The following is a 13,723-nucleotide window of genomic DNA, read 5'->3' on the forward strand; positions in this document are numbered from 1 at the left end:
GTTTCAGCTCTTTCCAGGGCATGGTCAGATCCTCGCGAAATCGACCCTGCCAGTTAAAAACTGTTACCTATGTGCGTGAACTGATTTGTAACCCATGTGGGTGAGTCATACCGGCGAGGACCTTTTGCTTACTTTTGGGTCCTTCCAAAAGTGAGCCGCTGTAAGAGCGGAACCCTAAGTGGCCGTTACCGCAGCAACGGATATGTACTCGGTCACCCCCCCACATCCTGGTCGGCTGTCAGGCCGCCACGGAACCACTCAGAACGCCAGCTTATACCCCACCGCCATCAGCATCACCGCCAGGCACGGCCGCAAGACCCCGTCAGGAATCCTGCCGGTCATATGGCTGCCAAAGTAGATCCCCGGCAACGAGCCCATCAGCAAAAAGCCCAGCAACTGCCAATCCATATTGCCCATGCTCGCATGGCCCAACCCCGCCACCAGGGTCAAGGGCACGGCATGGGCGATCTCGGTGCCGACCAGCCGCCGCGTGGCCAGGAATGGATACAGGATAAACAACGCCACCGTGCCAAGGGCACCGGCGCCGATGGAGGTCAAGGCGACCATGGTGCCAAGGATCGCACCCGTGACTACCGTCAGTGCGTTCAAGTTGCGCGGGTGCATATGGTAGTCATCGCCGGCATGGCGCTGGGCAAAGGCCAACAGCCTTTTCTTGAACAGAATCGCCAGGGCCGTGAGCAGCAATACCACGCCGAGGGCTTGCTTGATCACCGCGTTCATCGCGCTGGGGTCGGTGTGCAGGCTGGCGAGGAACCACAGGGTCAACAACACCGCCGGCACGCTGCCCAGGGTGAGCCAGCCGGTAATGGTCCAGTCGATGTTCTTGTTCTTGCTGTGCACCAGCACACCGCCAGACTTGGTGATGGCGGCGTACAACAAGTCGGTCCCCACCGCAGTGGCCGGGTTGATGCCGAACCACAACAGGATCGGGGTCATCAACGAGCCCCCACCGACACCGGTCATGCCCACGATAAAACCTACGATCAGGCCGGCAACCACGAAACCAATATTACCCACATCCATTGCAACTACCTGCGGCCTTATAAATTTCTGGCCGCAGGATAGCGATTTTTCTTATAACCACTTATACCAATATGATCTGACTTTATGCGTTTTAGCTCAGTCGGTTACACCGGTAAGCCTGGGTCTGATACGGGAAGGCGACGGTGTCACGCCCCTTCAACGCCGGGTGCGTGTCAATCAACGTGCGTAATTGCTCAGTCACTCGAGCTTTCTGCGCAGCTGGCAACGCCGCGATGAAGCTCACGGAAAGAAAGCGATCCATGATCACTTCCTGCGGGCTGCCAACATGGCTGTACGGGAAACAGATCATTTCGGGGTCGGAAAAATACTCACCGGTGAAAGCCTCACGCCAACGTCCGGAGTGAAAACGCGGGGTGTCGCCCTCGTAAGGGGTAATGATTTCAGTGATCGCCGCCACCCAGTCCACCGACTCATCGCGCACATTCCACACCAGGCCCAGACGCCCGTCGGGCTTGAGCACGCGATGAATTTCCGCCAGTGCAGCGCGGGTCGAGAACCAGTGAAAGGCCTGGGCACACACCAGTGCATCGGCGCTGGCGGTCGCCAAGGGGATGGATTCAGCGGTGCCGTCGACCAGGCGTACATCCGGCAACAGCTTGGCTAACTGCGCGCCCATCGCCGCCACTGGTTCGACGGCTATCAGCGTCGGCGCCAGGCTGCTGAGCAAACGGGTGAACTTGCCAGTGCCGGCGCCCAGGTCGATCACCGTCGACTGCGCGCTGATGTGCAGCGCCTCGGTCAGCCAGCCGGTCAGTTGCCGTGGATAGTCTGGCCGGCCTTGGGCGTAGGTCACGGCCTGGGTCGAGAAACCCTGTTGAGCAGACGTGTGGACACCAGTCATTGCCAATCTCTCCTCGGGTAAAGCGGGGCGCACAGTGTGCGCCTTCCAAACTTTATTTTCTAATCGCTGCATCCAATCGGCCGGGCGATGGGTATTACCTGCAGCAACCCTGCTGTTCTACCCAATGGAGAAACACCATGAACGCGAAAGCCCTGCTCTGCTTCACCGGTTTACTCATCGCCAGCCCTGCCGCCTTTGCTCAGGGCGGCTTGCCCGACAGCATCAAGGTGCCGGATGGCCACAAGGTGTCGATGGAAACCACAGGCGTCGGCGAAATAACCTATGAGTGCAGCGACAAGGTTGGCGCAGCCGGCCAGACCGAATGGACCTTTGTCGGACCCAAGGCCGTGCTGAATGACCGCAGCGGTAAGCAGGTGGGCACTTACTTCGGCCCACCGGCCACCTGGCAGGCCAAGGACGGCTCCAAGGTCACCGGCACCCAATTGGCCGTGGCGCCGTCGAGCCCGGGCAACCTCCCCTATCAACTGGTCAAGGCCAACCCGGCTGAAGGCAAAGGCGCCATGACTGGCGTGAGTTATATCCAGCGGGTCGCACTCAAGGGCGGCGTAGCGCCGAGCAGCGAATGCACCGCCGCCAACAAAGGCACGCAAGAGGTCGTGAAATACCAGGCGGACTATATTTTCTGGGCGGCTAACTGAGCAAACTCGACTACGCTGCCCAAAGGAAATTACACCCTCTGTGCAGGAGCCGACTTGCTCGGTCCTGCACAGGCGGTTTGTCTTGGGGAAGTCATTTGTTTGATTACGAAGCCTGCCTGCTGGCCTGCGCCCGTGGCGATCAACAGGCCCTGCGCCGCTTGTACGAGCAAGACAGCAGCCGTTTACTCGGCGTAGCCCTGCGCATCGTCCGCGACAAGGCGCGGGCCGAAGATATCGTGCATGACGCGTTTATCAAGATCTGGCGCGGTGCCGCCGGTTTTGACCGCAATCGAGGCTCGGCGCGAGGATGGGTGTTCAGCGTCACTCGGCACCTGGCATTGAACGTCGTGCGTAACGCCGGCCGCGACATCGCCTTGAGCGAAGCGCATGAACAACCCGCGGAACCTGCCGAAACCTTTGAGTTCCCGGCCCGCTCGGGGCAGATCCATGCCTGCCTGGCACAGCTTGACCCGGCCCGCCGCCGTTGCATCCTGCATGCCTATGTCGACGGTTATTCCCACAGCGAAATCGCGCGCAAACTAGGCACCCCGCTGGGGACCGTCAAAGCCTGGATCAAACGCAGCCTCGCCGCCCTGCGGGAGTGCATGGCATGAACAACGACGAACTGGCCAGTGAATACGTACTGGGCACCCTGCCCGCCGAGCAACGCGCCGAGGTTGAGCAACGCCTCAAGCACGACGCCGAGTTGCGCACGGCGGTGGATGCCTGGGAGCAACGCATGTTACCGCTGACGGCGCTGGCCGAACCGGTGCCGCCCTCCCCGCAACTATGGCGGCGCATACAAGGCTCACTCGCGACGCCGGAAACCTGCGTACCCTGGTGGAACCTGCTGGCCTTGTGGCGTGGCCTGGCCGCTACGGGGCTGGCGGCCAGCGTCGTGCTGGCGACGCTGCTGCTGACCCGGCCGCCCATCGCCGACCCAAGTTTTGTAGTGGTGCTGGTGGCGCCGCAGAATCAGGCGCCGGGCTGGGTGATCCAAGCCAGTAATAATCAGCAGATCCAGCTGATCCCCTTGGGTGTAATGGAAGTGCCGGCGGACAAAGCCCTGCAGTTCTGGACCAAGGGCGATGGCTGGCAAGGTCCGGTGTCCCTGGGCCTGGTCAAGCCGGGCCAGACGCTGTCGGTGCCGCTGGACAAACTACCGCCGCTCACGCAAAACCAACTGTTCGAGCTGACCCTGGAAGACCCTAGCGGCTCACCCACCGGCAAACCGACCGGACCGATCCAAGCCATCGGCCGTGCGGTCAAGGTGCTGTAATCAAGCCCGGGTGGGCAACCACACCCGAAACCGCGCCCCACCCAGCGGCGACGCCAAGGCCGTCAAGGTACCGCCCTGGGCTTCCAGGGCACGCCGGCTGATCGCCAGGCCGAGGCCAAAGCCGCCGGTGGCGCGGTCGCGGCTGCGATCCAGGCGGTAGAACGGCTCGAAGATGCGTTCGCGCTGGTCCGGCGGAATACCAATGCCGTCGTCATCCACCCAGATTTCACAGCCATTGGGACACACCTTGACGCCCACCTGGATACGTTTGTCGCAGTAGCGGGTGGCGTTACGCAGCAGGTTCTGCAAGGCGCGAGCAGTAAGGCGCGGGTCGAGACTGAAACGCTCCACGGTGCAGTCGAGCGCCACGTCGATAACGATCTCGGGGTTTTCCAACTCGTCGTCGACGCTGCCCAATATGCTGTCGATAAACTCGTCCAGCGCCACTTCCACTCGTTCGGGCAATTGCGCCGGATTTTGCAGGCGGCTATAGGAGAGCAATTCCAGCACCAGCTCATCCAGCTCGCGAATATGCGCCACCAGGCTTTGCAAGCGCTCGCGGCTGGCGTCCGGCAAGTCTTCGGAAAGCGCCAAAGCCAGGCCGAAATCCAGGCGTGTGAGCGGCGTGCGCAGTTCGTGGGAGACCGCATTGAGCAAGTCGCGCTGCTGGTTCAAAAGATGCTCGATATCGTCCGCCATGGCGTCGAACACCGTCGCCAGGCTGCCGATGCTGGAGCTGGCCGGAAGTCGCGTGCGCTCCGCCAGGTGCCCCTTGCCCAAGAGCGCGGCGGTGCTTTTCAAGCGTTCCAGGTCACGCCAGTGCGGGCGCAGCCACACCAGCAGGCACCCCAGCAATGCGGCGCCGATCAGCACGTTCATCGACCAGTACAGCAGGTTCATGTCCAGCGGGTCCGGCGGCACAGTGAGCTTGACCGCGAACTGCTGGTTGATCGGCGAGCTGATTTCTTCCATCCAGCCCCACTCGCCCAGGCGGATCACCGGCTTGCCTTGCTCAAGCAGCTGTTCTTCCTGGGGGGTGTAGCGGGCGTCCTGGCGCAGCAGCAGTTCGACCTTCAACGGCGCAAAATCCTGGCTCAACTGGTCGGTGACCTGGGACCAGCGCTCTACCGGTGCTCGCTGGTATTGCTTGACCATCAGCTTTTGCAGGCCACGGGACTGTTCGATGTTGTAGTTCATGTAGCGGTGTTCGAACAGCTGGATCACCAGCTTGGGAATCAGAAAGATGGCCGCGCTGTAGGTGACGATGGTGATCAGGTAGAGACGTAGCAACACACGGAACATGGTTCAGCATTCCCACTCGGAACGGCTGAACAGATAGCCCTTGCCCCACACGGTCTTGATCTTGCGCGCCTCGCCGGCGTGGTCGTCGAACTTGCGACGCAGCTTGGAGATAGCCACGTCCACCGACCGGTCGGTGCCGTTGAATTCGATGCCGCGCAGGCGCTGCAGGATCTGGTCGCGGCTGAGCACTTCACCGGCATGCCGGGCCAGCACCACCAGCAGGTTGTATTCCCCGCTGGACAGCTCCACCGCCTGTTCGCGCCAGGTGACGGTGCGTTCCGACAGGTCGATGCACAGGTTGCCCATGATGATCCGGTCGTTGGCGACCTGGGGTTCGGACAGGCTGCTGCGGCGCAGCAGTGTGCGCACCCGGGCCAGCAGCACGCGCGGCTCGCAGGGTTTGGTGACATAGTCGTCGGCGCCCATTTCCAGGCCCAGCACCTGGTCGTGGCTGTCGTCGCGGGCGGTCAGCATCAGGATCGGCAGGCCCGCCGAGTCGGCGCGCAACAAACGGCAGACCTGCAGGCCGTCGAGGCCCGGCAGCATCAGGTCGAGGATCACCAGGTCCGGCGGGTTGAGGCGCGCACGTTCGCGTACATGGTCGCCACGGCTGAGCACGGAAACGTGGTAGCCATTGCGCTCCAGGTAGCTGGCAATCAGCTCGGAGAGTGCGGCGTCGTCTTCCACCAGGAGGATGTTGGGCATGAAGGTGTTTCCAGAAAATACAGTGATAAGTCGTACACAAATCCCATGTGGGAGGGGGCTTGCTCCCGATAGCGGTGGTTCAGTTGCACAAAGGTCGACTGATTCACCGCTATCGGAAGCAAGCCCCCTCCCACATTTGATCTTCATTGTAAGCAAGGTTGTGCAAGGATATACGCCCCCGACGCCACGCGCGCCGCACCTTACACTTCTTCACAGACGAGCTACACAGCTTCACAGCACTAAGGCGCAGGTGACCCTAGGATGCGCCAGTCAATATTGGGATAAGAGCATGTCGAAGAATCTATTTGCGCCGTTTTGCCTGCTGGCCCTCACACTGGCGCTGAGCGCGTGTGGTCAGTCTGCGGACGAGGCGCCGGAAATGCCCCTGGCAAAAGTGCGCATCGAAACCCTGCAGGCCAAGCCCCTGTCCATTACCAGCGAACTCAGCGGGCGTATCGCCGCACCCCGGATTGCCGAAGTACGCGCCCGGGTCGCCGGCGTGGTCATGCAGCGAGTGTTCAACGAAGGTCACGATGTGAAACAGGGCGACGTGCTGTTCCGTATTGACCCAGCGCCGTTCAAGGCCGACCTCGACAGCGCCCAGGCCAACTTGAGCAAGGCCGAGGCCAACGCGTTCCAGGCACGCCTGCAAGAGCAGCGCTACAGCCAGTTGGTCGAAGGCAATGCCATCAGCGGCCAGGAATACGACAATGCCCGCGCCGCCGTGCGCCAGACCAACGCCGAAGTCGCTGCCAACAAGGCCGCCGTCGAGCGTGCCAAGTTGAACCTGGGTTACGCCACCGTGACTGCGCCGATTTCCGGGCGCATCGGCCGCGCCCTGGTGACCGAAGGCGCGCTGGTCGGCCAGAACGAAGCCACGCCGCTGGCGATCATCCAGCAACTGGACCCGATCCACGCCGACCTCACCCAGTCCACCCGTGAGCTGAACGACCTGCGCAGGGCCTTTCGTGCCGGCAGCTTGAAGCAGGTTGGGCAGGACCAGGCCAAGGCCACCCTGATCCAGGACGACGGCAGCCTGTATCCGTTGCCGGGCAAATTGCTGTTCGCCGAGATCAGCGTCGACCCGGGCACCGGGCAGATCATCTTGCGCAGCGAGTTCCCCAACCCGGACCTCGACCTGTTGCCCGGCAGTTTCGTGCGGGTACGCCTGGAGCAAGCCGTCGACAAGCAAGGCATCAGCGTGCCGCAACGTGCCATCACCCGCGACAGCGCCGGTATCCCGATGGTCTTGCTGCTGGATGCCGAGCAAACCGTCAGCCAGCAGCCGGTGGAATTGGGTGCGGTGATCGAGGATCGCTGGATCGTCACCAGTGGCCTCAAGCCCGGCGACCGCATCATCGTCGAGGGCCTGCAACACGCGCGCCCCGGCGAAAAAGTTGAAGTGGACGACAGCCCGCTCGTAAAGGAATAACCCGTCATGCCGCAGTTCTTTATTGACCGCCCGATTTTCGCCTGGGTGGTGGCCCTGTTCATCCTGTTGGCCGGTGCGCTGGCCATCCCGCAGTTGCCGGTGGCCCAGTACCCCAACGTCGCGCCACCCAAGGTGGAAATCTACGCGGTGTACCCGGGCGCCTCGGCCCAGACCCTGGATGAAAGCGTGGTCAGCCTGATCGAGCAAGAGCTCAACGGCGCCGATCACCTGCTGTATTTCGAATCCCAGAGCAGCCTGGGTTCGGCGACGATTACCGCGACGTTCCAACCGGGCACCAACCCGGAAATGGCCCAGGTGGATGTGCAAAACCGCCTTAAAGCCGTGGAGCCGCGCCTGCCCCAGGCCGTGACCCAGCAAGGTTTGCAGGTGGAGAAAGTCTCCGCCGGCTTCCTGTTGCTGGTGACCTTGACCTCCAACGACGGCAAGCTCGATGACGTTGCGCTCAGCGATTACCTGGCACGCAATGTGATGAACGAACTCAAGCGTCTGGACGGCGTCGGCAAGGCCCAGCTGTATGGCGCCGAGCGGGCCATGCGTATCTGGATCGACCCGCAGAAGCTGATCGGTTTCAACCTCACCCCGGCCGACGTCAACGCCGCGATCAGCGCACAGAACGCCCAGGTATCGGCGGGCAGCATCGGTGACTTGCCGGGCACCAACACCCAGGAAATCACTGCGGCGATCCTGGTCAAGGGCCAGTTGTCGACGCCGGCGGAATTCGCCGACATCGTGCTCAAGGCCAACCCTGACGGCTCCACCGTACGCATCGGGGATGTGGCGCGGGTGGAAGTCGGCAGCCAGGAATACCAGTTCTCCACACGCCTTAACGGCAAACCGTCCACCGCCGTCAGCGTGCAGCTGTCGCCGGGGGCCAACGCGCTGAGCACCGCGACCCTGGTGCGGGCGAAGATGGACGAGCTGTCGCGCTACTTCCCGGCCAATGTGGAATACAAGATCCCGTACGACACCTCGCCGTTCGTCAAGGTCTCGATCACCAAGGTGGTCTACACCTTGCTCGAGGCCATGGCGCTGGTGTTTGCGGTGATGTTCCTGTTCCTGCAGAACGTGCGCTACACCTTGATTCCCACCCTGGTGGTGCCGATTGCGTTGATGGGCACCTTTGCCACCATGCTGTTGCTGGGCTTCTCGATCAACGTGCTGACCATGTTCGGCATGGTGCTGGCCATCGGCATCCTGGTGGACGATGCCATCGTGGTGGTGGAAAACGTCGAGCGCATCATGGCCACCGAGGGCCTGTCGCCCAAGGACGCGACCAAGAAAGCCATGGGCCAGATCACCGGGGCCATCATCGGTATTACGCTGGTGCTGGTGGCGGTGTTCCTGCCGATGGCGTTCATGCCGGGTTCGGTGGGGGTGATCTACCAGCAGTTCTCGCTGTCGATGGCCACCTCGATCCTGTTCTCGGCGTTCCTTGCCCTGACCTTGACCCCGGCCCTGTGCGCCACCTTGCTCAAGCCGATTGCCAAGGGCGAGCACCATGCCAAGGCCGGTTTCTTCGGCTGGTTCAACAAACGCTTTGACCAGCTTACCAACCGCTATGAAGGTTGGGTGGCCTATGCCCTCAAGCGCAGTGGCCGCTACCTGCTGATCTACCTGGTGCTGCTGGTGGGCATGGGGCTGTTGTTCAGCCGCCTGCCCTCCTCGTTCCTACCGGTGGAAGACCAGGGCTACACCATCACCGATATCCAGCTGCCACCGGGCGCCAGCAAGAACCGCACCGTGCAGGTGGCCGAACAGATCGAGGCGCATAACGCCGAGGAGCCCGGGGTGGGTGATACCACCATGATCATGGGCTTCAGTTTCTCCGGTTCCGGGCAAAACGCAGCGTTGGCGTTTACCACGCTCAAGGACTGGTCGGAGCGCGGCAGCGATGACTCGGCGTCGTCGATTGCCGACCGCGCCAACATGGCCTTCAGCGAGCTCAAGGATGCGATTGCCTATGCGATCCTGCCGCCACCGGTGGACGGCCTGGGTACCTCCAGTGGTTTCGAGTTCCGCTTGCAGGACCGTGGCGGTGTCGGCCATGCCGGGTTGATGGCCGCGCGTACCGAATTGCTGGAAGCGGCGGCAAAAAGCCCGATCCTGGCCAACGTACGCGAGAGCGCCCTGGCCGAAGCGCCGCAAGTGCAGCTGGAAGTCGACCGCAAGCAGGCCAACGCCCTGGGCGTTTCGTTTGCCGACGTCGGCAATGTGCTCTCCTCGGCGATTGGTTCGGCGTATATCAACGACTTCCCCAACCAGGGCCGCATGCAGCGCGTGGTGGTGCAGGCCGAGGGTGACCAGCGCAGCCAGGTGGCCGACCTGATGAAGATCAACGTGCGCAACAACGCCGGCAAGATGGTGCCCTTGTCAGCCTTTGTCGAAGCCAAGTGGACCCAAGGCCCGACTCAGTTGACCCGTTACAACGGCTACCCGGCCATCGCTATCAGCGGTGAAGCAGCGCCGGGGCACAGTACCGGCGAGGCGATGGAAGAAATCCAGCGCCTGGTCAGCCAGTTGCCCGCAGGGCTGGGCCAGGAATGGACCGGTTTGTCCTTGCAGGAGCGCCTGTCGGGCTCCCAGGCACCGCTGCTGTTGGGCCTGTCGTTGCTGATCGTGTTCCTGTGCCTGGCGGCGCTGTATGAAAGCTGGTCGATCCCGACTTCGGTATTGCTGGTGGTGCCACTGGGTGTACTCGGTGCGGTCCTGGCCGTGTCCTTGCGCGGCATGCCCAATGATGTGTTCTTCAAGGTTGGCTTGATCACCATCATCGGCTTGTCGGCGAAGAACGCGATCCTGATCATCGAGTTCGCCAAGGACCTGTATGACCAGGGCGAGGACTTGATCGACGCGACCTTGAAAGCCGCACGGTTGCGCTTGCGGCCGATCATCATGACGTCGTTGGCGTTTATTCTCGGCGTGGTGCCGCTGGCGATTGCCACGGGCGCCAGCTCGGCGAGCCAGCAGGCGATTGGTACCGGTGTGATTGGCGGGATGATCACGGCGACACTGGCGGTGGTGTTTGTGCCGGTGTTCTTTGTGGTGGTGATGAAGTTGGTGCGCAAGCGCCACACGAAAGATTAATCCAGCCGAACGCGATCAAAATGTGGGAGCGGGCTTGCTCGCGAATACGGAGTGTCAGTCAATAGATTCATTGGCTGAACCACCGCTTTCGCGAGCAAGCCCGCTCCCACAGGAGTTCTTAGGTACCTACATGATCAGGTACAGTCTGCTCACACCTAAACCAGCTGTGAGCCACTATGCCCTTCCTCGCCCGCACCCACCCTCGCCTCTCCACCGCCGCCGTGCTGGGCCTCGCCGTAGGCATCCTGGTGCCGGCCGACACCCTCGCCAGCAAAATCCTGATCGGCTGGAACGCCGGCGTCTGGACCTACCTGGTTCTGATGCTATGGCTGACCATCCGCGCCAAGGCCGAAGACGTCAAGCGCATCGCCGAGGTCGAAGATGAGAACGCCGGTTTGGTGCTGTTCATGGTGTGCATCGCCGCCATCGCCAGCCTGGCCACCATCACCTTCGAACTGGTGGGCAGCAAAGACCTGGCCACCTCCGAGCGCCTGTTGCACTACGGTTTTACCGGGTTGACGGTAATCGGCTCATGGCTGCTGATCGGGGTGATTTTCAGCGTGCATTACGCCCGGCTCTATTACACCTGGCAAGGCAAGGAGCCGGCGCTGCGCTTTGCCGAGGGCCTACTCACCCCCAATTACTGGGACTTCCTGTATTTCTCCTTCACCATCGGCGTGGCGGTGCAAACCTCGGATGTGGGCGTTGCCACCCGTGGCATGCGCAAGGTGGTGCTGGGGCAGTCGTTGATCGGGTTTCTGTTCAATACGGCGATCCTGGGTTTCTCGATCAACATCGCCGCCGGGTTGTTTGGCTAGGCTGAGTCTGCGGATCTAAATGCGAAAAAAAGGGAAGCCGAAGCCTCCCCTGTTCAGATGAACGCGTGCATTAAAAGTCGTAACGCACACCGAAGTTGACACCCCATGGCTGATCGACGGTTTTGCCACGGGTGTGCTCGACGTCCGCATGCAGCTTGACATTCCTGGACACCGACATCGCCACACCGCCGGCCATTTCGATACGTGAGCCGAACACGTCATTGTTAAAGCGCTCGCCGTTCACCGTGACCTTGTTGTTATGGTTGAACTCATGGGCCAGTGCGGTACGCAAGTAAGGTTGCACCACTCCACCGCTGTCCAACTGGATATTCTTGCCCACCGTGACACCGGCCTTGCCCACTACCGAGGCCGAACGGTCACCTTTGGCCTGCAGCCCGTTGTCCAGGTCATAACTCTGGGCCTGGGTGATTGCAGCGTTGAGTTGCCCGTAGGGTTCAATGAAGAAGTCGTCGTCCAAGGTGATATGTCGACCGACTTCAACCGAAGCCCCTACTGCGTTCTGGGTATAGTTGCCTTTGGCGCGTTTGCCGTCGCTCATGCTCACATTGACTTCGTTATGCAAGCGGTTGAGCTTGACTACACCGTCGAAATACAAGCCGCTCTCATCATCGAGCCAGGTGGCATAACCACCGACGTAGTAGCTGTCGACCTTGCCGCCGCCAGAGCGGTTGAGGTCGATGTCGGACGTGCTGTGACCTGCCATCACACCGGCCATCCACTGACCATCACCACCGTACAGCGGCGTATCGATCCCCAGGGTAAAGCCTCGTTGGTTTTGCGTGTAGCCACCGCCGTCCTGGTTGCCACTGACCTCGTACTTGTTACCGTAGCCGCGCATCCAGAAGCCTTCGTTGTTGCCTTGGCTGAAGCGCAGCTCACCCATGCGGGTACGCAACAAGGTCATCTCGCCGTACAACACTGTCGGTGACGTGTTGAACAACGCCATCACTGCCTTGGTGCTGTTGCTGGTACCGCGACGGTTGGGGTCCAGGTACCAGTCGGTGTCTTCCTGCTTGAGCCCGTAGCTGTAGGCACCGACGTCAACCGTTTCGCCGACCAGAGCGAACTTGGCATCACCGCCCTGGGTGGCAACCACACGGATAGGCTCGGCAGTCACCAACTCTGACCCCGTTGCCGCCAGCAGCAGGCTGTGGTTGCCTTCGGCAATGCCGTTGACGTTGAGCAAGTCGGTCTGGCCGCTGCCAAAGTCCGTGTGCATCACAAAGGTGCCCTCGCCCGACAGGCTGTCGACATCCAGCTGATAGAACTCATCCGCACCACCAAAATGCACACTGCCGCCGGCCATTTTCAGGTCGCCGACTTCGCTGTCACCCACCAGCACCCAGTGGGAAGCGTTGTTCACGCTCAGCTCGGCGACGTTTTTCAACTGGCCGGTCAGCCAGGAACCGTTGTTGAGCTGCAGCTTGGCAGTGCTGCCCTCTTCGACCACTACGTCACCGAACAATGTGCTGCCGTCGACATTCATGTTGGCGAAGGAACCGCCAGTGACTTCGAGGATAGTGCCGTTGCTACCGGTCAGCGTCGAGCCATTACGTACATGAATATCAGCTTCTGTACTTCCATAGTCATCCCCCTCGACCAGCAGTGCGGCTCCGTTTCGCCCTTCAACACTGGTACGGTCCAGAATCAAAGTACTGGTGTTGAGGTCGTCATTTTCATAACTCAGAACGACGCCATTCGCCCCGCCACTGATGCGACTGTCTGTGGCGGTCGCGGTTGAACCCCATAACAGGATGCCGACCCCGTCAGCATCCGTACCGTTGATCTCAGAACCGGTGAAATTCATCTCGCTTAATCCAGCGGAGAATGCGCCACGATTAGAGCCGTTAATGGTGCTGTTGAAAACGTTAACCGTAGAGCCGCCTTCCGCCAGCGGGCTACGCCCAGCGTAAATACCCACGCCGTTGTGGTTAGTGATCGTGCTGCCGTGGATATCAGCCTGGCTGCTCTGCAGGTTGATGGCAAAGGCGGACGAACTCCTTGCCACGACCGTTGTACCGCTCAGGGTGAGCTGGGAGCCGCCGGAAGCGTGGATATCTTGAGCGTAGGTTCCAGCATTCAATGTCATCTTGCCAGCCGACACACGGGACTGCTTCAAGGTAGCGCCATTGGAGGTCAGATGAGCCCCTTTTCCTATCACCCAGTCATCCTGGCGATGGTCCTGTCCAATGGTACGTTCCATGCCTGGGTGCAACTCGGAACGTGCTTCCACTACAGAGGCGGCCAGCATGCAAAAACCGACGACAGGCACTTGAAGCGCAAGTGCCAATGGATGCTTTTTAAAAAGTGCGTTGATACTCATTGCGTACATACCCGTAAATTAACTTCCCAAAGGAGCGTATTGACCGGTACCCAGCGAGAAGGGACCAAGCCTCGACGGGCCGCAGATTAGGGCGGCGGGGCGAACAGGTATGTAGGATTAATCTGTGGTTTACGAACGAACACTGATAATAGAACGTAGGCTGACAATGAGAA

At 61.0% G+C, this 13,723-nt stretch carries 11 protein-coding genes; 6 read left to right on the forward strand and 5 right to left on the reverse strand.

The features are described from left to right. Nucleotides 1-258 precede the first annotated feature (258 nt). Both JFT66_RS23450 and JFT66_RS23455 read right to left on the reverse strand, forming a co-directional pair. Entirely contained in the window at nucleotides 259-1,044 is a 786-nt protein-coding gene (locus tag JFT66_RS23450; RefSeq protein WP_034116807.1) for a sulfite exporter TauE/SafE family protein, read from the reverse strand. Between the two features lie 91 nt (nucleotides 1,045-1,135). Continuing rightward, nucleotides 1,136-1,906: a class I SAM-dependent methyltransferase gene (locus JFT66_RS23455; protein WP_198860278.1), complete on the reverse strand. Its 771-nt coding sequence runs from the start codon at nucleotides 1,904-1,906 to the stop codon at nucleotides 1,136-1,138. A 137-nt stretch (nucleotides 1,907-2,043) separates the two neighbouring features. Here JFT66_RS23455 and JFT66_RS23460 point away from each other — a divergent pair, with 137 nt between their 5' ends. The 3 genes from JFT66_RS23460 (at nucleotide 2,044) to JFT66_RS23470 (ending at nucleotide 3,844) form a co-directional block, all read left to right on the forward strand. Further along, nucleotides 2,044-2,565: a DUF3455 domain-containing protein gene (locus JFT66_RS23460; RefSeq protein WP_153838262.1), complete on the forward strand. Its 522-nt coding sequence runs from the start codon at nucleotides 2,044-2,046 to the stop codon at nucleotides 2,563-2,565. A 95-nt stretch (nucleotides 2,566-2,660) separates the two neighbouring features. After that, nucleotides 2,661-3,179, forward strand: coding sequence for a sigma-70 family RNA polymerase sigma factor (locus JFT66_RS23465; RefSeq protein WP_153838263.1), 519 nt, complete (start codon nucleotides 2,661-2,663; stop codon nucleotides 3,177-3,179). Then, on the forward strand, nucleotides 3,176-3,844 hold the full coding sequence (locus JFT66_RS23470) for an anti-sigma factor (RefSeq protein ID WP_153838264.1): 669 nt from the start codon (nucleotides 3,176-3,178) through the stop codon (nucleotides 3,842-3,844). The genes JFT66_RS23465 and JFT66_RS23470 overlap by 4 nt, the downstream gene beginning before the upstream one ends. Here JFT66_RS23470 and JFT66_RS23475 read toward each other — a convergent pair whose 3' ends face one another. Then, nucleotides 3,845-5,146, reverse strand: a complete 1,302-nt coding sequence (locus JFT66_RS23475) for an ATP-binding protein (RefSeq protein ID WP_198860279.1) — start codon at nucleotides 5,144-5,146, stop codon at nucleotides 3,845-3,847. Between the two features lie 3 nt (nucleotides 5,147-5,149). Next, nucleotides 5,150-5,851, reverse strand: a complete 702-nt coding sequence (locus JFT66_RS23480) for a response regulator transcription factor (protein ID WP_005788610.1) — start codon at nucleotides 5,849-5,851, stop codon at nucleotides 5,150-5,152. A 289-nt stretch (nucleotides 5,852-6,140) separates the two neighbouring features. Between JFT66_RS23480 and JFT66_RS23485 the strand changes: the two genes are divergently transcribed. The 3 genes from JFT66_RS23485 (at nucleotide 6,141) to JFT66_RS23495 (ending at nucleotide 11,206) form a co-directional block, all read left to right on the forward strand. Then, entirely contained in the window at nucleotides 6,141-7,283 is a 1,143-nt protein-coding gene (locus JFT66_RS23485; RefSeq protein WP_153838266.1) for an efflux RND transporter periplasmic adaptor subunit, read from the forward strand. 6 nt (nucleotides 7,284-7,289) lie between these two features. Then, nucleotides 7,290-10,388, forward strand: a complete 3,099-nt coding sequence (locus tag JFT66_RS23490) for an efflux RND transporter permease subunit (protein ID WP_198860280.1) — start codon at nucleotides 7,290-7,292, stop codon at nucleotides 10,386-10,388. Between the two features lie 176 nt (nucleotides 10,389-10,564). Beyond that, the gene (locus JFT66_RS23495) at nucleotides 10,565-11,206 is read left to right on the forward strand and encodes a DUF1345 domain-containing protein (RefSeq protein ID WP_034116802.1); all 642 of its coding nucleotides are present in this window, start codon (nucleotides 10,565-10,567) and stop codon (nucleotides 11,204-11,206) included. Between the two features lie 70 nt (nucleotides 11,207-11,276). Here the strand turns inward: JFT66_RS23495 and JFT66_RS23500 are convergent, their stop codons facing one another. Next, on the reverse strand, nucleotides 11,277-13,478 hold the full coding sequence (locus JFT66_RS23500) for an autotransporter outer membrane beta-barrel domain-containing protein (protein ID WP_442963612.1): 2,202 nt from the start codon (nucleotides 13,476-13,478) through the stop codon (nucleotides 11,277-11,279). Nucleotides 13,479-13,723: the final 245 nt, after the last annotated feature.

The organism is Pseudomonas sp. MF6755 (genome assembly GCF_016405635.1).
GTDB lineage: Bacteria > Pseudomonadota > Gammaproteobacteria > Pseudomonadales > Pseudomonadaceae > Aquipseudomonas > Aquipseudomonas haemolytica.

What these genes read in the sequence shown, in the direction of transcription:
- JFT66_RS23475 (WP_198860279.1), bottom strand. Translation starts at nt 5,146, where the DNA reads ATGTTCCGTGTGTTGCTACGTCTCTACCTGATCACCATCGTCACCTAC.
- JFT66_RS23485 (WP_153838266.1), top strand. Translation starts at nt 6,141, where the DNA reads ATGTCGAAGAATCTATTTGCGCCGTTTTGCCTGCTGGCCCTCACACTG.
- JFT66_RS23450 (WP_034116807.1), bottom strand. Translation starts at nt 1,044, where the DNA reads ATGGATGTGGGTAATATTGGTTTCGTGGTTGCCGGCCTGATCGTAGGT.
- JFT66_RS23490 (WP_198860280.1), top strand. Translation starts at nt 7,290, where the DNA reads ATGCCGCAGTTCTTTATTGACCGCCCGATTTTCGCCTGGGTGGTGGCC.
- JFT66_RS23470 (WP_153838264.1), top strand. Translation starts at nt 3,176, where the DNA reads ATGAACAACGACGAACTGGCCAGTGAATACGTACTGGGCACCCTGCCC.
- JFT66_RS23500 (WP_442963612.1), bottom strand. Translation starts at nt 13,478, where the DNA reads ATGCTGGCCGCCTCTGTAGTGGAAGCACGTTCCGAGTTGCACCCAGGC.
- JFT66_RS23455 (WP_198860278.1), bottom strand. Translation starts at nt 1,906, where the DNA reads ATGACTGGTGTCCACACGTCTGCTCAACAGGGTTTCTCGACCCAGGCC.
- JFT66_RS23480 (WP_005788610.1), bottom strand. Translation starts at nt 5,851, where the DNA reads ATGCCCAACATCCTCCTGGTGGAAGACGACGCCGCACTCTCCGAGCTG.
- JFT66_RS23495 (WP_034116802.1), top strand. Translation starts at nt 10,565, where the DNA reads ATGCCCTTCCTCGCCCGCACCCACCCTCGCCTCTCCACCGCCGCCGTG.
- JFT66_RS23460 (WP_153838262.1), top strand. Translation starts at nt 2,044, where the DNA reads ATGAACGCGAAAGCCCTGCTCTGCTTCACCGGTTTACTCATCGCCAGC.